The following is a 23898-nucleotide window of genomic DNA, read 5'->3' as shown; positions in this document are numbered from 1 at the left end:
AACCTGCCTCGTCGTTCAAGCCCACGCTTTCTTCGCCGGAACCGCGACCCACAGCGTCACCATCAGCAATCCCACCAGCGCCCACGGCAGCAACGCCGCGCCGCCCGACTTCAGCATCACCCCGCCCACCACGCCGCCGCCGGCGATCGCCAGGTTCCAGCCGACCACCACCAGCGACTGCCCCAGATCCTGCTGCTGGCCCGAACGCCGCGCCACCGCCGTCTGGATCAGCGTCGCCGCGCCGCCGAAACCGAGCCCCCACACCACCACCGCACCCACCAGCACCGCCTGCGACGTCGGCCACAAGGCCATCGCCACCGCCGCCAGCAGGAACAGCGCCATGCCCAGCGCGATCAGCGCGCGCATCCAGCGATCGATCAGCGCACCGGTCACCGCGATGCTGACCACCGACGACACGCCGAACAGCAGCAGCAGGCGGTCCAGCGTCCCCTGCGAGCCCGACAGCGCCACGAACGGCGCGATATACGTGTACAGCACGTTGTGCGCCAGCACGGCCAGCAGCATCACCACGTACACCGCCAGCAGGCCGGGCCGCGCCAGCACCTCGCGCAGCGAACCGCCATGCCGCGCCGGCAGGCCGGGTACCGGCGGCAGCGCGGCGCGCGACCAGCCCACCAGCGCCACGCTCAGGATCGACATCAGACCGAACACCCAGCGCCAACCGATCAGCTGCGACAACCACGTGCCGGCGGGAATGCCGATCGACATCGCCAGCGGCGTGCCGACCATCGCCACCGCGATCGCGCGCCCCTGCAGCTGCGGCGCCACCATGCGGCTGGCATAGCCGGCCAGCAGCGCCCACAGCAGGCCGGCGGCGACACCGCCGAAGAAGCGCGAGACCAGCATCAGCGCATAGGCATCGGTCCATGCCATCGCGCTGTTGACCAGTGCGAAACCGAGGATCGCCGCCATCAGCAGCGGCCGGCGCGGCAGGTGGCTGGTGAGCTTGACCAGCGGGATCGCGGTGAGCAGCGAACCCAGCGCATAGACGGTGGTGAGCTGGCCGACTGCGGCCTCGCTGATGCCCAGATCACGACTCATCGCCGGCAGCAGGCCGGCCACGATGCATTCGGTGAGCACGGTGATGAAGGCGCCGCAGGCCAGCGCCAGCAGGCCAAGCATGGGCAGGCGCGCGGGCGTCGGCTCGCAGGCTTCGCAAGGGAGGGCTTTGTCGGCGGCGCTCATCGCCGCGATTCCGGGATCGGCTGCATGGAAAGGCTCCTTTCTTAAGAGGAGCCATAAGTTAGATACCGCGCGCCGCCGGAAAAAGACGGGTAGAGTTCCGGGCTTTCCGGAACTTTATTTCCGCAATCCATGAAATCCCTGGACAGTCTTGGCGTCCTGCAGACCTTCGTGCAGGTCGCCGACACCCTCAGCTTCGTGGAGACCGGACGCCTGCAGGGCGTCTCCGCCTCCGCCGTCGGCAAGGCCATCGCGCGGCTGGAACAGCAGCTGGGCGTGCGCCTGTTCCACCGCAGCACCCGCAGCGTGGCACTCACCGCCGAGGGCCAGCTGTTCCTGGCGCGCTGCCGACGTGCGCTGGACGAGTTGGAACTGGCCGAAGCGGAACTCACCGACCCGTCCGGCGAACCGCGCGGCACCCTGCGGGTGAGCCTGCCGCTGGCCAGCAGCCTGCTGCTGCCGGTGCTGTCGGATTTCATGCAGGCCTATCCGCAGGTGCGGCTGGACCTGGATTTCGACGACCGCCTGGTCGATGTGATCGAGGAAGGTTTCGACGCCGTGCTGCGCGTGGGCGAGCCCGGCGATTCACGCCTGAGCGCGCGCCGCATCGGCACCTTCCGCCGCTGCCTGGTCGCTTCGCCCGGTTATCTGGCGCGCAAGGGCACGCCGCGCGAACCGGCCGACCTGTTGCTGCACGACTGCCTGCACTACCGCTTTCCCACCAGCGGCAAGCTGGAGGTGTGGCCCACGCCGCCGGAGGTGGAGATTCCGATCGCCATGGTGTGCAACGACGTGGACACCCGCGTGTGCTTCGCTCAGCGCGGCCGCGGCATTGCCTATGTGCCGGAGCATGCGGTGCGCGCGGCCCTGGCCTCGGGCGAGCTGGTGCCGGTACTGGAGGAGTACGCGAAGGTGTGCGGGACGTTTTATCTGTTGTGGCCGTCGGGGCGGCACATGCTGCCGAAGCTGCGGGCGTTCGTGGATTTTGTGGGAGAGCGGTTGTTGTAGGTTGGGGTGGGAACCCCAACGTCGCGACATCCGAACGCACCGCACCGTTGGAGTTACGGGCTGCCTCAGCAGCCCGCCCTTCGAGCCATCCGCTACGCGGATGTTCGCTACGGCATCCTGCCTTCGCAGTCGCCTGCGGCTCACCCCAACCTGCGTGTCCGGGCGGCGCCACGCCTGCGCGCAAATTCCGCCAGCCGCGCCGCATCCACCGGCGGGCTGTACAGATGCCCCTGCATCTCGTGGCAGCCCAGCGCGGCCAGCAGGTCGGCCTGGCGCTGCGTCTCGACACCTTCCGCCACCACGCGCTTACCCAGGCTGATCGCCAAAGCGATGATGGCGTGGATCACCGAGGCGTCTTCCGGATCGTCCGCCATGTCGGCGATGAAGCTGCGGTCGATCTTCAGCGTGTCGATGGCGAAGCGGCGCAGATAGGCAAGGCTGGAATAGCCGGTGCCGAAGTCGTCGATCGAGAGATTCACCCCCAGCGACTTCAATCCCGCGATGCGCTGGCGCACCGCGTCGGTGGGCTCCATCAGCATGCTCTCGGTCAGCTCCAGCTCCAGCAGGTGCGGTGGCAGGCCGGCCTCGCGCAGCGCCTCCATCACCAGCTGCAGGAAGTTCTCGCGGCCGAACTGCAGCTGGGAGATGTTCACGCTCACGCCGACGTCGCGCAGCGGGCCGTCCTGCCAGTCGCGGCAGGCCTGGCAGGCCTCTTTCAGCACCCAGGCGCCGATCACCAGGATCAGGCCGCTGGCCTCGGCGATCGGAATGAATGCATCCGGCCGGCACACCGTGCCGTCGGTGCGGCGCCAGCGCAGCAATGCCTCGGCGCCGAGCATGCGGCCATCGCTGGTATCCACGCGCGGCTGGAAATCCAGGAACAGCTCCGAGCGCGCCAGCGCCGCGCGCAGGGCGTTCTCGAGGTCGAACTCGGCCTGCGCCCCCGCATCCATGCTGGAGATGTAGAAGTGGTAGTCGTTGCGGCCCGCACGCTTGGCTGCGTACATCGCCATGTCGGCATGGCGGATCAGCAGGTCCGGCTCGTCGCCGTCGTCGGGGAACATGGCGATGCCGATACTGGCGGTCAGCCGCAGCTCGCGCCGGCCCACGCGCATCGGCGCGCTCAGCGCTTCCAGCGCCTGCAATGCACAGGCTGCCACCGCGTCGCGATCGTTCACTGCGGGAATCAGCACCACGAACTCGTCGCCGCCCAGCCGGGCCACCGTATCGCCGGCGCCCATCGCCGACAGCAACCGTTCCGCCACCTGCTTGAGCACCGCATCGCCGGCCACGTGGCCCAGCGTGTCGTTGATCTGCTTGAAGCGGTCCACGTCGATGAACACCACCGCCAGGTGATGCGCACCCTGCCGCGCGCGTCCCAGCGCGGCCGACAGCCGCTCCAGCAGCAGCGGACGGTTGGGCAGGTCGGTGAGCGCATCGAAATGCGCCAGGTGCGACATGCGCTCGGACAAGGCCAGGATCGCGCTCACGTCATGCAGCACGAACACCGCGCCGATCACGCCGCCCAGCTCGTTGCGGATCGGCACGGCCGAGCATTCCATCGCCCGCGAAGGCTCGCCCTCCGGTTCCAGCACGCACAGCAGCGGGCCGGCCGGCGCACCGGTATTCAAGGCGGTGCGCACGGGATGGTCTTCGCGCACGCGTTCGCTGGCGCGCCACAGCGGCAGGCGGTCTTCCAGCTTGTCGGCGAAGGGCTGGGTGGAACGCGCCAGCAGTTCGGCGCCGGCGGGGTTGGCAAAGCCGAGGCGGCCCTCGCGGTCCAGGGTGAATACCGCATCGCCGATCGCCTTCAGGGTGATGTCGGTGAGGCGGCGCTCCTCGCGCAGGGCCTCTTCCGCGCCGATGCGCGCGGTGACGTCGCGCAGGGTGAGGATCACCCGGTCCGGTTCCTCGTCGATCACGCCGCCGGCCGCTTCCATGACGCGATACGAGCCGTCGGCGTGGCGCATGCGCAGCAATGTGGTGCCCGGATGGTCGCCGTTGATCAGGCGGCGCCACAGTTCCACCGCCGTGGCCAGGCTCGCCTCGTCGATCAGGCTCTGCAGCGAACTCTCCACCAGCTTGTCGGGGCGATAGCCGAGGATGGGGTAGGCCGCCGGCGAAACGTATTTGCAGTAGCCCTGGGCATCGAGCAACAGCACCAGGTCGTGCGAGTACTCCGCCAGCATGCGGTAGCGCGCCTCGCTGCCGCGCAAGGTGCGGCCCAGGCGGCGGCGCTGCTCCATCGAAGTGACCAGCGGCAGCGCCACGGCGATGCAGCACAGCACGAACAGCTGGAACTGCATGGTCGCCAGTGCGGGCGGTGTCCCCGGTTCGGCGATCGGTCCCTGTCCGATCACGGTCAGCCAGCCGCCCAGCAGCGCCACCATCAGCACGCCGCCGACGCCCCAGCGGCGGTTGCCGACCATCGCCAGCAGCACCAGCGGCGGAAATACGACGAACAGGCCCGGCACCTCCGGCTGCACGAAGGCGCCGACCGTGGCCAGTGCCAGCAACAGCAGGGCCAGCAGGCTGCGTCGCGCGCGCTGCTGCGACAGCGGCGCGATATGCCGCCAGCGCGCAATACCCAGCGCCAGCGGCACCGCGATGGCATTGCCCAGCGCATGCGAACACGAGCGCATGCCCAAGGTCAGCCACACGCTGGCACCCGTCTCCAGCGCATGCACCGGCGCGGCCAGGGCGGAGGTGACCACCGGCGCCACCACCACCGCCCACACGATGAAGCGCTGCACGCCCAGCGGCTGTTCCAGGTAGGTGACACCCTCGCTGCCGGACAGCATGCGCACCACCCAGCCGATTTCCAGCGCATTGACCAGGGTGAGGTTGAGCGCATTCAGCGCGCTGAAGCCGCCGAGCACGCCAAGCAGCCAGACCATCGCCGTGGTGATGGCGAGGAAGCGCAGCATGCCCTCGCCGCCGCGCCGCATCAGCGCGGCAATGGCCAGGCCATTGGCGATCCAGACCGTGGCCAGCGGGCCGCCGAAGCGGGTCAGCCAGATCGAGGCGGCCGCCGCCAGGCCGACCGCGGCGACCGAAACCGCGAAGTCGTAACGTCGGTACGCCTGGCGGATCAGTCCCTCCATGCCGCGAGGATAGGAATCACACCTGCGAAAAAGCGGTGAAGCCGATGTCGTGGCCTTGCGGAGGGCGGCGGCGGGCCCGCGTGTTCAGTCGCGCTGCGGGCGGGACAGCACGTCCACCCACACGGCAAGCACGAGGATGGCCCCCTTCACGATGTACTGCCAGTACGTGTCCACATCCATCATCGACATGCCGTTGTCGAGGCTGGCCATCACCAGCGCGCCGATCAGCGCGCCGTGCACCGTGCCCGCGCCGCCGCGCATGGAAGCGCCGCCGATAAAGCACGCCGCGATCGCATCCAGCTCGCCGTTGGTGCCGGCCGAGGGCGAGCCCGCGGCCAGGCGCGCGGTGTTGACGATGCCGGCGAAGGCGCACATCAGGCCCATGATGCCGAACACCACCAGCTTCACCCGCGCCACGTTGACGCCCGACAGCCGCGTGGCTTCCAGGTTGCCGCCCACCGCATAGATATGCCGGCCCAGCACGGTCTGCGAGGCCAGGTAGGAGAACACCGCCAGCAGCGCCACCAGGATCAGCACCGGCAGCGGGATGCCGCCATAGCTGTTGAGCGTGGCGACGAATACGCCCAGTGCCGCGCCGATCGCCACCACCTTGAGCAGGTCCGCCCACCACGGCAGCTGGCGGATCTGCAGCTGCGCGCGGCGGCGACGGCGCAATACGGCGAGCGCGACCACCACCGCGAAGATCGCCACGCCCAGCACCGTGGACCACAGCGGCGACACATAGCCCTGGCCCAGGTAGACCAGGTCGGCCGGTACCGGCGCGATGGTCGCGCTGTGCGTAGTGCCCAGCAGCACGCCGCGGAATGCCAGCATCCCGCCCAGGCCGACGATGAACGAAGGCACGCGCAGGCGCGTCACCCAGAACCCGTTGAACAGGCCGATCAATACGCCAAGCCCGAGCACTGCAACGATCGCCACCGGCGTCGACCAGCCCTGGTTGACCGTCAGCACCGCCACCACGCCGCCGAGCAGGCCCAGCAGCGAACCGACCGACAGATCGATCTCGCCGGCGATGATCACGAACACCATGCCGCAGGCGAGCATGCCGGTGATGGCCATCTGCCGGAACAGGTTGGACACGTTGCGCGCCGTGACGAAGTCGCCGCCGGTGGCCACGTGGAAGAAGACCCAGATCGCCGCCACCGCCAGCAGCAGGGCCAGGATCTTGTAACGGGCGAACAGTTGCTGGATGGACTGGGCTTGCATGCGGTTTCCGTAGAGAAAGTCAGGCGGCGCGCGCGGAAGTATCGATCGCCGCGGCCAGCACCTGTTCCTGGGTCAGGCCCTGGTTGGGGAAATCGCCGCGCAGCCGGCCTTCGCCCATCACCAGCACGCGGTCGGCCATGCCCAGCACTTCCGGCATCTCCGAGGAGACCAGGACGATGGCGACGCCCTGCGCGGCCAGCTCGAAGATCAGCCGGTAGATCTCGGCCTTGGCGCCGACATCGACGCCACGCGTGGGCTCGTCCAGGATCAGCACCTTCGGCCGCGCCAGCAGCATCTTGGCCAGCACGGCCTTCTGCTGGTTGCCGCCGGAGAGGCGGGCAATCGGCAGGGCGGGGCTGGCGGTCTTGACGCGACGCTCGGCAATCTGCGCCTCGATGGCCACCAGCTCGCGCTGGCGGTCGATATGGCCGGCGTGCGCGTAATGATCGAGCGTGGCGAGCGTGATGTTGTCGCCCACGCCGAGCAGCGGCACGATGCCGTGGCGCTTGCGGTCCTCCGGCACCATGCCGAGCCCGGCGCGGATCGCATCGGCGGGCGAGCGGATTTTCAGCGGACGGCCTTCCAGGAACAGCTCGACCGAACTCTTGCCCGTGTAGGCGCCGAAGATCGCGCTCACCAGCTCGGTGCGCCCGGCGCCGACCAGCCCGGCAATGCCGAGGATCTCGCCGCGGCGCAGTTGGAACGACACGTCGTCCACCCGCTTGCGCTGCGGATTGACGGGGTCGAGGCAGGTGGCGTGGCGCGCCTCGAAGATCACCTCGCCGATGGCGTGCTCGATGCGCGGATACAGGTTCTCCAGCTTGCGGCCGACCATCAGGGTGATCAGCGTGTCCACGTCCAGCTCATGCATCGGCTGGGTGGCGATATGGCGGCCGTCGCGGATCACGCAGACGGTGTCGCACACGCGTTCCACCTCGTCGAGCTTGTGCGAGATGTAGATGCAGGCGACGCCGCGGCGCTTGAGATCCTCGACGATGCCCAGCAGCACCTCGGTCTCGCTGGAGGTCAGCGACGAGGTCGGCTCGTCCAGGATCAGCAGCTTCGCCTGCTTGGCCAGCGCCTTGGCGATCTCGAACAACTGCTGGTGACCGCCGCCGTAATGCATCGCCGGCAAGGCCACGTTGACATCGTGGAGGCCCAGCTCCTGCAGCAGCGCGTCGGCCTTGGCATACATGGCGTCGTAGTCCATGCGGCCGCCGGGGCGGGTGATCTCGTGGCCGAGGAAGATGTTCTCCGCCACCGACAGTTGCGGTACCAGCATCAGTTCCTGGTGGATGATCACGATGCCGGCGCGCTCGCTGTCGCGCACCGAGCGCGCGCGCAGCGGCTGGCCCTGCCACAGGATCTCGCCGTCCCAGCTGCCGTGCGGGTAGACGCCGGACAGCACCTTCATCAGCGTGGACTTGCCCGCGCCGTTCTCGCCGCACAGCCCCAGGCATTCGCCCGCGCGCAAGCGAAGGTCGATGCCGTCCAGCGCCTTGACCCCGCCGAAGGACTTGGCGATGCCGCGCATCTCGAACAGGCAGCTTTCCCCGGCCATCGCGCTTACTTCGCGCCGTAGATCTGTTCGCGGGTGTAGAAACCGTCCTTGATCACGGTGTCGTCCACCTTGTCCTTGGTCAGCAGGGTCGGCTGCAGCAGGACCGAATCCACGTCCTTCTTGCCGTTGTTCATCTTGCCGGTGTACGTGGGCGCCTCGCCCTTGGCCAGCTTCACCGCCAGCTCCGCCGCGGTGGTGGCGATAGTCTTCAGCGGCTTGTACACGGTCATCGCCTGGGTGCCGTCGACCACGCGGCGCACGCCGGCGAGGTCCGCGTCCTGGCCGGACACGGCCACCTTGCCGGCCAGCTGCTGCGCGGCCAGCGCCTGGATCGCGCCGCCGGCGGTGGCGTCGTTGGAGGCGACGATGCCCTGGATATCGTTGTGGTTGGCGGTGAGCGCGTCCTCGACGATGCGCAGCGCCTTGGAGGCATCCCATTCCGGCGTCCACTGCTGGCCGACGATCTTGACGTCGCCGCGGTCGATCGCCGGCTGCAGCACCTTCAGCTGGCCTTCGCGCAGGATCTTGGCGTTGTTGTCGGTGGGCGAGCCGCCGAGCAGGAAGTAATTACCCTTGGGCACCGCATCGAGCACGCCCTGCGCCTGCAGTTCGCCGACCTTCTCGTTGTCGAAGGAGATGTAGGCGTCGACGTCGGCGCCGAGGATCAGGCGGTCGTAGGAGATCACCTTGATGCCGTTGCGCTTGGCCTCGGCGATCACGTTGTCCAGCACCTTGGAGTTGAACGGCACGATCACCAGCACGTTCACGCCGCGCGAGATCAGGTTCTCCAGCTGCTGCACCTGGCGCTGCTCGTTGCCATCCGCCGATTGCACATAGACCTTGGCGCCCAGCTTCTCAGCGGCGGCCACGAAGTAGTCGCGGTCGCGCGTCCAGCGCTCCAGGCGCATGTCGTCGATGGAGAAGCCGATCTTCGGCTGGTCGGAGGCCTTGCCGCTGCAGGCGGTGAGTGCGGCCACGGCCAGGCCGGTCGCGACCAGGGCCAGCAGGACTCGCGCGAACAAACGCTTCATGGGTGTTCCCCTCAAATGAATGGCCGGCCGCTCAAGGCGTCGTCGCGGTGCGCAACCGTCGGTAGGTGTCGCGGAACCGCGGCTGCCGGTGTTCGCGATAGTAGGCATGTCGGGCGGCGTCGGGCAGGTATTCGCTCACGAGCGGCGGCATGGCGCACACTTCGTCGATGCGCGCGCCCGGCTCGGCGGCCAGGTGCGCCAGGCGGGCGGCGCCGAGCGCGGCGCCCACGTCGCCGCCCGCGCGCAGTTCGAGCGGGCGGCCGGCGATATCGGCCAGCATCTGCAGCCAATACGCGCTGCGCGTGCCGCCGCCGATCACCGCCACGCGATCCGCGCGCAGGCCGGCCGCGTCCACCGCTTCGATGCCGTCGAGCAGCCCCAGGCCGACGCCTTCCAGCGTGGCGTTGGCGAGGTCCGCGCGGGTGGTGTCGGCCTGCAGGCCGGTGAACGAACCGGTGGCGTGAACGTCGTTGTGCGGCGTGCGCTCGCCGGTGAGATAGGGCAGGAACAGTGGGCCGTCGTCGCGCCGCGGCGCGGCCTGTGCCTCGGCCAGCATGGCGCCGACGTCGGCATGGCCGGTGAGGCGCGCGGTGTAGTCCAGGCAGCTGGCGGCGTTGAGCATCACCGACATCAGGTGCCAGGTGCCCGGCAGGGCATGGCAGAAGCTGTGCACGGCCTGTTCGGGCCGCGACAGGAAACCGTCGGAGACGGCGAAGTACACGCCGGAGGTGCCCAGCGACAGCATCGCCTGTCCGTGCCGCACGATGCCCGCGCCCACCGCGCCGGCCGCATTGTCGCCACCGCCCGCGGCCACCGGCACGCGCGCCATGCCCCAGCGCTCGGCCAGCTCGGCGCGCAGGCGGCCGGCGGATTCGCTGCCTTCGTGCACGCCCGGCATCTGCTCGCGGCTGAGGCCACAGGCGGCCAGCATCGGGTCGCTCCACTGGCGCTTGCCGACGTCCAACCACAAGGTGCCCGCCGCGTCGGAAACGTCGCTGGCGTAGTCGCCGGTGAGGCACAGGCGCAGGTAGTCCTTCGGCAGCAGCACCTTGGCCACCGCGTCGAAGACCGAGGGCTCGTGCTCGCGCACCCAGGCCAGCTTGGGCGCGGTGAAGCCGGGCATGGCGAGGTTGCCGGTGATCGCATGGAAGTCCGGCAGCGTTTCCATCCAGCGGCACTGCGCGTCGCTGCGTCCGTCATTCCACAGGATGGCCGGACGCAGTACGCGGTCGCTGCGGTCGAGCAGGGTGGCGCCGTGCATCTGGCCGCTGAGGCCGATGGCGGCCACGCGGCTGGCCGGAATGCCGTCCCGTGCTGCCGCCTGCAATAACTCATCGATGGCGGCGACGGCGGCGCGCCACCAGTCCACCGGATCCTGCTCGGACCAGCGCGGTCGCGGATGCGACACCGTCAGCGGCTGCGAGGCCACGGCCCGCACCGCGCCGGCCGCATCGACCAGCACGGCCTTGACCGCGGAGGTGCCCAGGTCCAGCCCGAGGAACATCGGGCTCAACCGTAGATGTAGCGGTTGACCAGGTTCTCCAGCCGCTCCTGCTGGCCGGAGACGTGGCCGGGGCGCAGGTCGCGCTTGGCCGCTTCGTCCGCCAGAGCCTGCAGGGTGTAGCCGCCGTCGAGGATCTGCTGGCCCAGCCCGGCGTCCCAGCCGGCATAACGCTGTGCCTTGAACGCGGCCAGGCGGTCGTCGTCGATCATCTTCGCCGCGCGCTCCAGCGCCAGCGCCAGCGCGTCGATCGCGCCGACATGGCCGTGGAACAGGTCGGCCGCATCCACGCTCTGGCGGCGCACCTTGGTGTCGAAGTTGAAGCCGCCGGTGGTGAAACCGCCGGCCTGCAGAATCTCGTACATCACCAGGGTCAGTTCCTCCACGCTGTTGGGGAACTGATCCGTATCCCAGCCGTTCTGCGGATCGCCGCGGTTGGCATCGATGCTGCCGAACACGCCCAGCGAGATCGCGGTGGCCACCTCGTGATGGAAGGAGTGCCCCGCCAGGGTGGCGTGGTTGGCTTCCAGGTTGACCTTGACCTCGCGCTCCAGCCCGAACTCCTTGAGGAAGCCGTACACGGTGGCGGTGTCGTAGTCGTACTGGTGCTTGGTCGGCTCCTGCGGCTTGGGCTCGATCAGGATGGTGCCCTGGAAGCCCAGCTTGTGCTTGTGCTCCACCACCATCTGGAAGAAACGGCCCAGCTGCGCGCGCTCGCGGCGCAGGTCGGTGTTGAGCAGGGTGTCGTAGCCCTCGCGCCCGCCCCACAGCACATAGTTGGCGCCGCCCAGGCGGTGCGTCGCGCCCATGGCGTGAAACACCTGGCTGGCGGCGTAGGCGAACACTTCCGGCTGCGGGCTGCTGGCCGCGCCCGCGGCGTAGCGCGGGTGGCTGAACAGGTTGGCGGTACCCCACAGCAGCTTCATGCCGGTCTGGGCCTGCTTGGCCTCCAGCACATCGACCATGGCGGCGAAGTTGCGCGAATACTCGGCCAGGTTGGCGCCTTCCGGGGCGACGTCGGTGTCGTGGAAGGTGTAGAACGGCGCGCCCAGGCGCTGGAAGAAATCGAAGGCCGCGTCGGCCTTGGCATGGGCCTGCGCCATCAGGTCGCCGGCCTGCTGCCAGGGGCGCTGGAAGGTGCCGGCGCCGAACATGTCCATGCCGGGCCACACGAAACTGTGCCAATAGCACACGGCCAGGCGCAGGTGCTCGTCCATGCGCTTGCCCAGGATGACCCGCGACGGATCGTAGTGACGGAATGCGAGCGGATCGTCCGTCTTAGCGCCGGCGTAACGAATCGGCGCCACGTGTTCGAAATAACTCATCGGAAAGCCTCCCGTGCGAGCCGCCCGGGGGATTCAGGGTCGGCTGCGGATGCTCCGGATGCTGCAATCGGCGCTGTTTTGGTGCAATTGCGAAATCCGTCACCTGACCATTCTTTTTCCCTGTCGCGTTGCGACATGCGGGCGCAAGGGCGAACTGGTAGCGTCCATGATCTACGGCAGGTGCCGTCGGTTACTGCCACTGGTACGCCCATGACGCCCCATCGCATCGCCCTGCTGTTCAACGCCAACAAGGTCTACGACCGGCAGGTGATCGCCGGCATCGGCCAGTACCTGAAATCCACCCGCGTGGTGTGGGACCTGTTCCTGGAAGAGGATTTCCGCTGCCGCACGCTGGGCATCCAGCACTGGCGCGGCGACGGCATCATCGCCGACTTCGACGATCCCACCGTGGAAGAGGCACTGGCGCACCTGTCCATCCCGGTAGTGGCGATCGGCGGTTCCTACGCGGATGACAGCCGCTATCCGGCCAACATCCCCTACGTGGCCACCGACAACACCAAGCTGGTGCGCGTGGCCTATGACCACCTGATCGAGCAGGGCCTGCAGCGCTTCGCCTTCTACGGCCTGCCGCCCTCGCCGGGCAACCGCTGGGCGCAGGAGCGCGAGGACGCGTTCCTGCGCATGATCGCGGCCGACGGCCTGGAAGGCATGGTCTACCGCGGCTCGCCCACCAGCGCCGGCGGCTGGGGCCGCTCGCAGGAAGACATGGTGGCCTGGGTGCGCTCGCTGCCCAAGCCGATCGGCGTGGTGGCGGTGACCGATGCACGCGCGCGGCAGCTGCTGCAGGCCTGCGTGGTGGCCGACGTGCCGATTCCCGAGCAGATCGCCGTGGTGGGTATCGACAACGATCCGATGGCGCAGCTGCTCAGCCGTATCCCGCTGACCTCGGTGATCCAGGGTGCGGAAGAGATGGGCCGCATGGCGGCGCAGGTGCTGCACCAGATGCTGCATGGCGGCGACTGTTCCAGCACGCGCGTGCTGGTGCCGCCGGTGGGCTTGTGCGTGCAGGCGAGCAGCCAGCACGAACCGCTGCGCAGTCCGTATGTGATGCGTGCGAAGCATTACATCCGGCAGTACGCCTGCCTGGGCATCAAGACCGAGCAGGTGGCGGATTACGTGGGCATCTCGCGCACCTTGCTCGAGGAGCATTTCAAGCGCGAGCTGAAGCAGACCGTGCACCAGGCGATTCTCGAGCACAAGCTGGAGATGGCGCGGTCGATGCTGGTGGACAACTCGATTCCGCTGGCGGAGGTGGCCGTGCGGTGCGGGTTTACGTCGCTGCAGTATATGTATGCGGTGTTTCGGCGCGAGTTCAATTGCACGCCGAGGCAATTTTTGGGGATGGCCAAGATCTGACGTAGGTTGGGGTGAGCCGCAGGCTCACCCCAACCTACGCCGTGGCTTTACAGCTTTACCGTCTGCGTTGTGCCGTCGTATTCGACGCTCTTATCGCCGCCCGCATCCACCCCATCCGCATTCGCCTTGTCCGCACGAATCACCCGGACGACGAACTGCCGCTTCGCCGGCGCCCCGCTGCCATCGCCTTCGCGCTTGCCGATGGTGAGCGTCTTCGCCTTGTCGTCATAACTCAGCGCAATGCGCGAGTAGCGGCCCTTCTCGTAGCCGTACGTGGTTCCTTCATCCTCGTACAACGAGAACTGCCCATCTGCGCCGGCATACACCAGCAAGGTCACCGGCGCGTCCGGCTTCTCCCCGGTGTACTGGATGTCCGGACCGGTCGGCACGATCGCACCGGCACGCACGAACAGCGGCATCCGCGCCAGCGGCGCATCGGCCTGGATCGCCGCGCCGCCCTCGTGGTACTTGCCGGTGTGGAACTCGTACCAGCCCGCGCCGGCCGGCAGGTACACCGGACGTGAGGTGGCCTTGTACTCCGTCACCGGCGCGACCAGGAACGCGGGGCCGAACATGTACTCGTCATCGATCCCGCGCACCTTCGCATCGCCCGGGAAATCCATGGCGAGCCCGCGCATGATGGTGCCGTCCTTCCAGTACGTATCGCCGGCCAGCGTGTAGATGTATGGCATCAGGCGATAGCGCAGGCGGTCGTAGTAGGCCAGTGCTTCGTATACCGGCGAGCCGGGCGAGGCGAGGTTGTAGATCTCGCGGTACGGGAACTGCCCGTGCGAGCGGAACAGCGGGCTGAACGCACCGAACTGGAACCAGCGCAGGTTGAGCTCGCGCCATTCGTCGAGATCCGCGGCGCCGGGCTTTTCATAGCGCGGCTCCAGTGCGAAGCCGCCGATATCGGTGGTCCAGTTCGGGATGCCGGCCAGCGAGAAGTTCAGGCCCGCCGAAATCTGGTCGTGCAGGTTGCTCCAGCGCGAAGCCACGTCGCCGCTCCACGTCGCCGCCGCATTGCGCTGCTGCCCGGCGAAGGCGGAGCGGGTGAGGATGAAGGCGCGGCGATCGCCGTGGTCGCGGCGCCAGCCGTCGTACACGCCAGTGGTGTGCATCAGCGGATACGAGTTGAAGAACGCGCCGCCCGGGCCGAGTGCGGTCGGGCCCATGCGCAGCTTGCGCTCGGCGATGTCGAGGTTGGAATGCGTATCCGGCTCGGAGGCATCCAGCCACCATGCATCGATGCCGACGGCGCCGAGTTTTTCCTGGATCTGCCGCCAGTAGATGTGGCGCGCTTCCTCGGCATAGGGATCGTAGAACGCATTGAGATAGCCCTTGCCGATCCAGTCGACCTCACCCTTCTCCACGTTGCGGCGGTAGATATAGCCCTTGGCGTCCAGCTCCTGGTAGTTCTTGGTGGTCGGATAGAACTTCGGCCATACCGAGATCATCAGCTGCACGTGCATGGCATGCAGCTGATCGACCAGGCCCTTGGCATCGGGGAAGCGCGACTTGTCGAAATCGTGCGAGCCCCAGGCATCTTCCGGCCAGTAGCTCCAGTCCTCCACCACGTTGTCCAGCGGAAGGCCGAGTTCGCGATAGCGCTTGGCGGTGTCGAGGATTTCAGCCTGCGTCTTGTAGCGCTCGCGGCTCTGCCAGAACCCGTACGCCCAGCGCGGCAGCAGGGTGGCCTTGCCGGTGATCTCGCGGTAGCCGGCAATCACCTGGTCGAGGTTGTCGCCAGCGACAAAGTAGTAATCCACCGCGTGGCCGACCTCGGAGAACAGCGAAAGCTCGTTCTGCTCATCGCCGGACAACGGATCGAGATGCAGCAGGGTGAGATAGCCTTCGTTCGGCAACCACTCGATGCGCAGCTTGTGCTGGCTCCCCGCATCCATCGGCAGGCGCAGGTTGTGGTACCAGGGATTCCAGTTCTGCCGCCAGTCGTCGTAGACCAGCTTGCCGTCCAGCCAGACCTTGGCATAGCTGCTGGCATACAGGCGCAGCTTGTGCACGCCGGACACCGCCGGCTCGATGCTGCCTTCCCACACCACCTTGCCGGTGGTCTTGGCCGGGGATTCGGCCGGCCACTGCGTGAGATCCTTGAGGTACTGGTAGTCCGGCTGCTTCTCCACGCGCTTGAGCTTGAGCGTGCCGCCGGCGTCGTAATAGCTGGCGGTGAGACCGCCGGGCTTGCCGTCGACGTCGTAGAGCTTCAGCGACTGGCTGAGCGGCTGGTATTCGCGCGCATCGCCGAAACGGGTGATCGAGTTGTTGTCCCACAGCAGGCCGTAGTTGCGCGAGGACACCACGAACGGAATGCCCACGTCCATGTTGTGCTGCGCCAGCTCCACGTCCTCGCCCTTGTAGTTCATCTGGCGGTTCTGGTGCTGGCCCAGGCCGTAGAAGGCCTCGTCGGCGGGCGATTCGAAACGCTGGCGCACCGCGTAGTACGGCTTGCCTTCCACCGTTTCGGGCTGGAATGTGCGGCCATCCGCGCGCTCGGCCAGCAGCGGCTTGCCGCTGGCGTCGAGGAAGCGCACCGCGCCGTCGCGCAGCGAGACCCGCGCCGACAGCCGCTCCGTCTTCAGCGTCACCGCGTCCGGCGTTTCGTCCACCGTGAAGTGCGTGGCGCCGCCGGTCTTCACCGCCATCAGGCTGCCGGGCAACTCGAACTTGCCATCGGGCACGGCGGTGACGTGCACGATGCGCTCGTCCACCGCCTGCAGGCGCACCTGCTGCGTACCTTGATCCAGATGGACGATCACGCCATCGGCGAGCTTCTCGGCGTGGCCGGCGGCGGGCTTGGCGGCATCGGCCTGCTCCGGCGCCTTGCCGCAGCCGGCCAGCACGGCCAGCGCCAGCGCGCACCAGGGCATCCACTTGCGGTTTGCGATCGGGGACATGCGCATCTCGTTCCTTCAGTACGTGGCCAGCCGCACGCGCAGTACGCGCGGCTCGCCGATGAAATTCAAACCCCAGTCGGTCTGGTCGCCGTTCCACAGGCGGCGGAAGACCCAGCGGCCATGGTCGTAGTGGCCTTCCTCGACGCGATCGAGCAGGAAATCCGGCTTGCGCCCGTGCGCCGGGGAAAAGCTCACGCGTACGTCGCGGGCGACGACCAGGTATTCGTTCGGCGCCAGCTGCGCGATCAACGCGCCGCCGGCATGGTCGGGATTGCCCTTGGGCGGCTCGGTGCCGAACTGCAGCTGCCCGAAGCCCAGGTGCGCCTGCCACTCGCCCAGGTCCAGCGTCGCCTCGTGCGTGTCATCCGGCTCCGCCGCGCCCCACAGCTTGCCGGCATAGGCGGCCGCGGCCAGTTCGCCCGCCATCGGCGCCAGCACGCGGTAGTTGGCGGCGAACATCGCCAGCGTGTCGTCGTCGACCTTGCGCGCACCCAGCGGATAGTTGCTGTAGCCGGTGAAATCCATGCCGAACGGGGACCAGCCGATCGCGCCGGCACCGACCGCCGCATAGACGTAGCGCGCATAGACCTTGTCGTTGCCGGTCTCGGCGACGAACAGCGGATTGTCCTTGCGCGCGTAGCGTTCGAGATAGGTGCTGTAGTGTTTGTAGTCCGGCTTGTAGATGTCCGGCGCCAGCACGTCCAGCGACGGCGCGGCGGCTTTCCAGACGTGCAGCACGTTGTCGGTGGGGCCGCCGCTTTCGTAGGCGCCGGGCGGGCCCGGATTGAACGGATCGCGCAAGGCCGCGTTGGCATACATCGGCAGCGGATACACCGCCTTGCCGGCCGCGGTGACCTGCTCGATGAAATGCGCAACGTGCCAGGCGTGGAAGAATTCGGCCGCGTCGTTGCCGAAGACCTGGCTCCAGTTGCCGGCGGGCTTCCCGGTCGCACGCAGCAATGCCTCGGGCACCGAACCGGCGAAGACCTTGTCCGCCATCGGCGAGTGATCGCGGTCGGTGCCGTAGGTGCCGGACTCGTTCTCCACCTGCACCATGATCACCGTGTGCCGCTCGCCATCGATCTTGCGCAGATGCGTCATCAGCTGCACGAAGGCCTTGCGGTCCGCCTCCAGCGTGGCGGAGGCCAGCGGCGACAGCGAGTTCAGGCGGCGGCCTTCGCGGTTCATCAAGCGAGGGAAGCGGCGGTCGTCCAACTTCACCCACGAGGGCGCGTAACTCGGGCCATTGTTCTTCCAGGTGGCGAACCACAGCAGGACCAGGCGTACGCGATGTTCCCGCGCCTGCTCGACCAGCGTGTCGAGAAAGCTGAAATCGAACTGGCCTTCCTTCGGCTCGATCTGTTCCCAGGCGATCGGCACCTGCACGGTGTTGGCATGCAGCTGGCCGATCGCTGGCCAGACCTCGTCCAGCATGGCGGGCCAGTTGCTGGAGTTGTTGACCTGGGCGCCGAGGATCAGGAAGGGCTTGCCGTCGACGAGGAGAGCGTGGCGGCCGTGCTCGGCGACCAGCCGCGGCATGTCTTCGGCCAGGGCGGGCGAAGCGAGCGCAAGGCAAAGCCAGGCACCAGCCAGATATCGCATCATTCTTCTCATGGCCTTACCTCCGCGCCCCTGCGCTCGGCGTAGGTTGGGGGGAGCACAGCGAACCCCAACGTCGGCAAATTCGCAGCTGCCGCATTGTTGGGGTTTGCCTTTGGCTCACCCCAACCTACGCTGGCGGTATCGATAGGATCGCCGTAGAAGATGCCGCGGCCGCTGGTGGCGAAATACAAGCGGCCGAAGATGCGCGGGTCGCCGACGAGATGGCTGATGCGCCCATAGCGATGCTCCGCGTCATCGATGCGCTGCCAGCTCGCTCCATCGTCCAGCGAGCGGAAGATGCCTTGCGCGCCATGCAGGCGGCCGGCGAGGAACTGCACGGGCTTGTCCGATCCCGGCGCGGACTTGCCGAAGCCGAAGGCGTCGACGCCGGTGATGCCTTCGAAGCGCTTGAGCACGCGCCCCGAGTCATCGCCACGCAGCCACTCGCCTTCGCGGCTGCCAACGTAGAGCACGCCAGCCGCATCGGGCGCTGCCTGCACTCGCGTCTGCGACCGGCCATGCGATGCATCGCCCAACGCGCCACCGATCGGCGCGAACCGCACGCCGCCATCGCGGCTGGCGTAAAGCGCGCCGCTCATGCGGTCGTATGCATAGAACCGCTGCGCGTCCACGCGATCGGCCAAGACCCGCAGGCCAGCCCCGAGACCTTCGACGGCCGCCCACGTCTTGCCGAAGTCATGGGTCAGATACACGTGCTGCGCATTGCGCGGCGCCCATACCACGGCGCGCCCATCCGCCGCGATCGCCATGCTGCCCGCGCCTTCGCCCTCCGGCGGTTCGCTGGCGAATGCCTGCCACTGCTTGCCGCCGTCCTGCGACCACGCCGCCCGGATCGCCGCGCCGAATGGCTTGCGCAGGAAGCCGCTGCGCACGATCAGCGCGGGCCGGGCCTGGGCAAAGTCGATGCTTTCGCCGTTGGCGTAGCGTGGCGGAGCGGCGAATTGCAGCTGCGCGGTATCCAGATCGTCATGACGATAACCGTCGAGATCGCCGATCGCGCTGAGCAGGTGCGCGCCTTCCGGCGGACTGATCAGGCCAAGTGCCACCGTTTCTTCCAGGCCCTCGTCCTGGAACGACCAGTGCACCGTGCCGCCGCGCTCCAGCGCACGCATGTCTCGCGAGGCCCAGATGCCGTAGCCGGTGACGAACAGCACGTGATCCGGGTCGTAGGGATCGATCTCGATCGAAGCCAGCCAGTGCGGTGTGTGGTCGCGCGTCCAGGTGGCCTTGCCGTGATCGAACTCGGAACGCGGGAATACCGGCGTCCAGTGCGCGCCGCCGTCGACGCTGCGGAACAGCTCGTCCTTCGGCGTGTAGTGCCCGAAGGTGGCGGTCATCAGCACCTTGGGGTCATGCGGATCGACCGTGACCGCGCCCCAGCCGCTGTGCTGGTCCTTCCACGGCGTGATCTCGGTCCAGCGCGCCGTCGCCGGCTCGTATTTCCACACCGCGCCGTCGCGCATGTTGTCGGGACCGGGCTCGTCGCCGTAACTGAGGTAGTACGCACCGTCGCCGCCACGCACCATGTGATTGGGGCGCAGGCCGACCGGCTGGCCGGCCACCGGCTTCCAGCTGCGGCCGCCATCGTCGGAGCGGAACAGGCTGGTCTCCCGCGTGGAGACGCCGGCGTACAGCGTGAGTGTCGGGCGACCCGGCTTGCCACTGGCCGGCTCGAACTCCACGAAGACGATGCCGATCGCCTGGCGCCGCCATGGGTTCTCGGCGCTGGCGGATGGCGACGTCGCGACCGCGGGGAAACTCTCCACCTGCGACCAGTGCGCACCGTAGTCCTCGCTGCGCCACAGGCCTGCGCCGCGCGAACCGAGGAAAAGCACGCGCCCGTCGTGCGGATCGACCGCCAGGCGCTCGCCGTTGCCACGGCCCAGCTCATTGCCGCCCATCTTGAAGGGCAGGTCGGCACGCTCGAAATGCTTGCCGCGATCGGCCGAACGCAACACCGCGCCATGGCCCGCCTGCGGCGTGGTGTAGGTACCGGCGGCGAGATAAACACGCCCGGCATCCGACGGATCCACCGCCAGGCTGTCGATGCCCAGCAGGTTCTCGTCCTTCGCCTCGATCCAGTCGGTCAATGCTACCCAGCGCTGTGCCGCAGCGTCCCAGCGGTAGGCCCCGCCGACGTCGGTGCGTGCGTAGTACAGGCCTTGCTCGCGCGGATGGAACACCAGCCCGCTGACGAAACCGCCACCGCCGATACGCACGCCGGCGTAGCGGTAGGGCACCACTTCCTCCGCGGCCACCGCCGCGGCGAAAGCCAGCAGGCAGACCGCCAGCGCCGCCTGCCAACCGGACCGCACGTGGCGGTCCGGTTCGCCCTTGCTCCGGACCCCCGGCATCAGAACGTCGCGCGCACCACCAGCTCGTAGCGGCGGTCGTTGACGAACCAGCCGCGGTTGTACAGGCGGTGATCGATCGTGCCGTCGGCGTAGCTGGTCGGGCCCATCAGGACCTTGGTGGTGGCGTTGGTGAGGTTGTTGGTCTGCAGGCCCACCTGCACGTTCTTGTTGAGGCGATACATGATCGAGCCGTCGAGCTGGCCGTAGTCGTCCGCCCAGGTCGGCAAGTGGGTGGCCGCGTCGCTGGTGGTCAGCAGGTAGCGCGAGCGCCAGTTCCAGGCCAGGCGCATCGACCAGTTGCCCAGTTCGTACATGCCCACCAGGTTGTAGCTGCGCTTGGACAGGCCTTCCAGCGGCAGCACGACGCCGGTCACCGTGGTGTTGGAGTACGGGTCGGTGGCGCTGTTGGTGCCGCCCTTGCTGTCGACGTAGGTGAAGTTGGCCTGCACGCCGAAGCCCTTCAGCCAGCCCGGCAGGAAGTCGAAGAACTGCTGGTAGCCGATTTCGCCGCCGCGAATCTTGCCCTTGCCCATGTTGTACGGACGGGTCACCTCGAACGGCTGGCCGCCGTAGATCTCGGTGCGCGTCTGGCTGGAGATGTAATCGCGCACGTCCTTGTAGAACAGCGTGGTGTACAGCTGGCCGGCGGGCGCGAAGTACCACTCCAGCGCAGTGTCGTACTGGTTGGCGCGCATCGGCTTCAGGTTCGGATTGCCGGCCGTGCCGTTCCACTTGGTTACGGCGGTGTTGTCCGAGTTGAGCGTGGCGCTCATCAGCAGGAACGGCTGCAGCTGGGTGAAGTCCGGGCGGGTCATCGCCTTGGACGCGGCCAGTCGCCACTGCAGGGCGTCGGTGAACTTGAAGCGCAGGTTGAAGCTCGGCAGCGCGTTCTTGTAGTGGCCGCGGGCGTCCAGCGGGAAGTACGTGCCGTTGTAGACCGCCTTGATGCTGTCGGGCACGCCCGAGGTGGTCAGGTCGGGGTACTGGCCGAAGCCGGTGGCTTCCACGTCCGTGCGCACCAGGCGCACGCCGATGTTGCCGTCGACCGGCACGCCCAGCGCGTCGTCGTTGCCGAAGTACAGCACGGCATAGGCGGACTTGGTCTTCTCGCCCTGGTTGTTGATGTCCTGCTTGCGGAACTCGTCGCGCGGCTTCCAGCCCCACGGCACGCCGACCGAATTCAACTGCTGGTAGGCGTAGTGGTAGTCGCGCACCAGCTTGTCACTGGGGAAGTACAGCTGGCCGGGAATGTTGACGTCGCCGCGGAAGAAGTTCGAGTACGAATACAGGGTGGACTCGTGCGGCAGGTACGTGCCGAGGTCCGCCAGGCCGTTGGGACTGCCGATGGTGGCCCAGTTGTCGGTGACCACGCCCCAGTTGTAGCCGTTGTTCTTGTTCAGCTCGCTGCGGTTGGTGGCGCGCACGCCGAACTTCATGTAACGCAGCCACTTGCTGTCCTCGAAGTTGTATTCGAGGTCCAGCTTCAAGGCACGCTCGATGCCGACATTGTTCTCGTGGTGGTCCATCGCCGCGCTCCAGAAATAATTCGCCGGATTGAGCGCGTACGCGGAATTAGTGGTGACCGTTGGCTTGGAGCCGTTGGGCACGCTCAGCGTGACATTGGGCAGGTAGATCGAATCGAACACCGTGAAGTCCAGCGTCTTGCTGGTGGACTTCACGAACTGGGCGTCGGCGTACAACACCATCTGGTCATTGATGTTGTACTTGAGGCTGTTGGACCAGTCGGTGGTGACGGTGCGCTGGGTCGAGTAGCGACGATCGGCCATGAAGCGCACGCCGTCGGTGTTGAGGTTGCCGCGCCAGGAGTCCGACGCCAGCGAGCCGCTCTGGAAAACGCCGTTGCCGTCGTAGGTGAAGCTGCCGCCGTTGGCGGGATGCACATTGTTGCTGCTGTCGTTGAAGATGCCGCCGAACTCGTCCCACTGCATGCGGTAGTCCGAGCGCAGCACCTGGCTGGTCAGCTCCAGATCCTTGGTCGGGCGCCACTGCAGCGCACCGGCCAGGCCGATGCGGCGGCGCTTGAAGTCCAGCGTGCGCCAGTCGGCGCCGCCCGGGACATAGACGTTGCTGAAATTGGTGCCGTTGAGCACGGCCGCGTCATTGCGCTTCACGTACGGCTCGACCTGGATGCCGTCCGAGCGCGTGGCCAGTTCCGAGTAGGCGATGTCGAACAGCGCGCCGAATTCGCCGTGGTTCTCGGTCTTCCATACGTTGCTGTAGAGGAACGAGGCCGAGGGCTTGCTCTTCTTGGCGAAGTCGCCTTCGTTGATGCCGCCGGTGAAGCCGATCACCCGTCCCGGCGAGTCGAACGGCAGGCGCGTGCGCAGGTTCACCGTGCCGCCGATGCCGCCTTCGATGATCTCGGCCGAGGGATTCTTGTACACGTCCACGCCGGACATCAGCTCGGCCGGCACGTCCTCGAAGCTCAGGCCGCGGCCGGAGTTGGCGCTGAACACGTCGCGCCCGTTCAATTCGCTGCGCACCTGGGTGAGGCCGCGGATCATCACGCCGCTGCCTTCGGCGGAGAAGTGATCGGGGTCGTTGCGCGCCATGAAGTGGTCGATGGTGACGCCGCTCACGCGCTGCAGGGTTTCGGTGACGCTGCGGTCGGGCAACGCGCCGATGTCGACGGCTGTGACGGAGTCGACAATCTGGTCGGCGTTCTGCTTGAGCTGCTGGGCGGACTGCAGGCTGGCGCGCACGCCGGTGACGGTGACGCCGGCCAGTTCCTGCACCGGTTTCTCGTCTTTCTTGCCGTCCTTCTTGGATTTGGGCTGCGCGTCGGGCTTGGCCGGGGCGCCGTTGTCCTGCACGGGTTGGGCCTGCTGTGCGGACGCGGCGGCGCCGTAGAGCAGGGCGAGGCCGATGGCGGCGGCCATGGCGAGGCGCGCGGGCGCCTGGGACGGGCGGCGCAGTGCCCCGCCATGCAATCTCTCGATCATGGTCTTTCGACTCCCCAACAGATTTTTGTGTCCGTGGACTGGTGTCCATCGGCTTTGCGCAGGTCCGGCCGATTTCCCCTTTCGGTGGCTGGACTTCCGCCGTCCCGGGCTGCGGTGGATCGCATGCTGGGATGGGCGGGGGCTGGGCACAATTACGAAATTGAATGTTGGGGGTAATGTTTCTTCATTTGCGGTTGCCACATGGATCGTGACAAATGTGGGTTTTCTAGTGGTTTTTGTGGGGCGGCGGGGCCGCCTTTTCGTCACTCCGGCGTGGCAGGAATCCGCTTTGCTCGTCACCCCGACGCAGGCCGGGATCTGCTTTGCTCGTCATTCCTGCGCAGGCAGGAATTCAGTTGCGGTGCGCTTGATTGTCGCGGTGCGCGCAGCTTTGTCTCGCCGTTGGCGAGGGTTTCGTGCCGCTGCCGCGGCCCGACCTACTTTCTCTTGCTTGCCCAAGAGAAAGTAGGCAAAGAGAAGGGCACCCTGCACGGCGCCCTCCGGTGACTACGTCACCTCCGGGTACGTGAGGGCTGGCCGGGCTTTTTGACGGGACATCCATGTCCCGTCAAAAAGGCGAGGACTCCTGTCCTCGCCCCCTTCGGGGCCTGATCGTCCAGCCCTCACCGCCGCGCCAAGGGGGTTGAAGATCAAGAGCAAGATCAAAAGCCAGAGCAAAAGCGCACAAGCGGAACGCCGCGGCTGCGCC

General features: G+C 67.5%; 13 protein-coding genes. 2 read left to right on the top strand and 11 right to left on the bottom strand.

What is annotated here, in order from left to right; genetic code table 11:
- Positions 1-15: 15 nt before the first annotated feature.
- The gene (locus tag BM172_RS20910; protein WP_026634823.1) at positions 16-1206 is read right to left on the bottom strand and encodes an MFS transporter; all 1191 of its coding nucleotides are present in this window, start codon (positions 1204-1206) and stop codon (positions 16-18) included.
- A 129-nt stretch (positions 1207-1335) separates the two neighbouring features.
- Between BM172_RS20910 and BM172_RS20905 the strand changes: the two genes are divergently transcribed.
- Positions 1336-2211 carry a LysR family transcriptional regulator gene (locus BM172_RS20905; RefSeq protein ID WP_026634822.1) on the top strand — a complete coding sequence of 292 codons (876 nt, stop codon included), beginning with the start codon at positions 1336-1338 and terminating at the stop codon, positions 2209-2211.
- 140 nt (positions 2212-2351) lie between these two features.
- Here BM172_RS20905 and BM172_RS20900 read toward each other — a convergent pair whose 3' ends face one another.
- The 6 genes from BM172_RS20900 to xylA form a co-directional block, all read right to left on the bottom strand.
- Positions 2352-5315, bottom strand: a complete 2964-nt coding sequence (locus tag BM172_RS20900; RefSeq protein WP_051548526.1) for a bifunctional diguanylate cyclase/phosphodiesterase — start codon at positions 5313-5315, stop codon at positions 2352-2354.
- 84 nt (positions 5316-5399) lie between these two features.
- The gene (locus BM172_RS20895) at positions 5400-6542 is read right to left on the bottom strand and encodes a sugar ABC transporter permease (protein ID WP_035323081.1); all 1143 of its coding nucleotides are present in this window, start codon (positions 6540-6542) and stop codon (positions 5400-5402) included.
- A 19-nt stretch (positions 6543-6561) separates the two neighbouring features.
- Positions 6562-8103, bottom strand: a complete 1542-nt coding sequence (gene xylG / locus BM172_RS20890) for a D-xylose ABC transporter ATP-binding protein (RefSeq protein WP_026634821.1) — start codon at positions 8101-8103, stop codon at positions 6562-6564.
- A 5-nt stretch (positions 8104-8108) separates the two neighbouring features.
- Positions 8109-9134 carry a D-xylose ABC transporter substrate-binding protein gene (gene xylF / locus BM172_RS20885; RefSeq protein WP_026634820.1) on the bottom strand — a complete coding sequence of 342 codons (1026 nt, stop codon included), beginning with the start codon at positions 9132-9134 and terminating at the stop codon, positions 8109-8111.
- Between the two features lie 31 nt (positions 9135-9165).
- Positions 9166-10638 (bottom strand): xylulokinase, encoded by a 1473-nt coding sequence (gene xylB, locus BM172_RS20880; RefSeq protein WP_026634819.1) that lies wholly within the window; start codon positions 10636-10638, stop codon positions 9166-9168.
- A gap of 5 nt (positions 10639-10643) precedes the next feature.
- Positions 10644-11960, bottom strand: coding sequence for a xylose isomerase (xylA, locus tag BM172_RS20875; protein ID WP_026634818.1), 1317 nt, complete (start codon positions 11958-11960; stop codon positions 10644-10646).
- Positions 11961-12170: 210 nt separating this feature from the next.
- Between xylA and BM172_RS20870 the strand changes: the two genes are divergently transcribed.
- Entirely contained in the window at positions 12171-13337 is a 1167-nt protein-coding gene (locus tag BM172_RS20870) for a XylR family transcriptional regulator (protein ID WP_026634817.1), read from the top strand.
- A gap of 47 nt (positions 13338-13384) precedes the next feature.
- On the opposite strand, the gene BM172_RS20865 is transcribed toward BM172_RS20870, so the two are convergent.
- The 4 genes from BM172_RS20865 to BM172_RS20850 form a co-directional block, all read right to left on the bottom strand.
- A complete protein-coding gene (locus BM172_RS20865; protein ID WP_051548575.1) occupies positions 13385-16249 on the bottom strand; it encodes a TIM-barrel domain-containing protein in 2865 nt (954 codons plus the stop codon).
- Positions 16250-16264: 15 nt separating this feature from the next.
- Positions 16265-17788, bottom strand: a complete 1524-nt coding sequence (locus BM172_RS20860; RefSeq protein WP_026634815.1) for a GH35 family beta-galactosidase — start codon at positions 17786-17788, stop codon at positions 16265-16267.
- 71 nt (positions 17789-17859) lie between these two features.
- Entirely contained in the window at positions 17860-20226 is a 2367-nt protein-coding gene (locus BM172_RS20855; protein ID WP_143096572.1) for a WD40/YVTN/BNR-like repeat-containing protein, read from the bottom strand.
- A complete protein-coding gene (locus BM172_RS20850) occupies positions 20226-23189 on the bottom strand; it encodes a TonB-dependent receptor (protein WP_081805130.1) in 2964 nt (987 codons plus the stop codon). The genes BM172_RS20855 and BM172_RS20850 overlap by 1 nt, the downstream gene beginning before the upstream one ends.
- Positions 23190-23898: the final 709 nt, after the last annotated feature.

Origin of the sequence: Dyella marensis, assembly GCF_900112865.1 — a bacterium.
GTDB classification, from domain to species: domain Bacteria; phylum Pseudomonadota; class Gammaproteobacteria; order Xanthomonadales; family Rhodanobacteraceae; genus Dyella_D; species Dyella_D marensis_A.
This window is presented reverse-complemented; position numbering and strand designations above follow the sequence as displayed.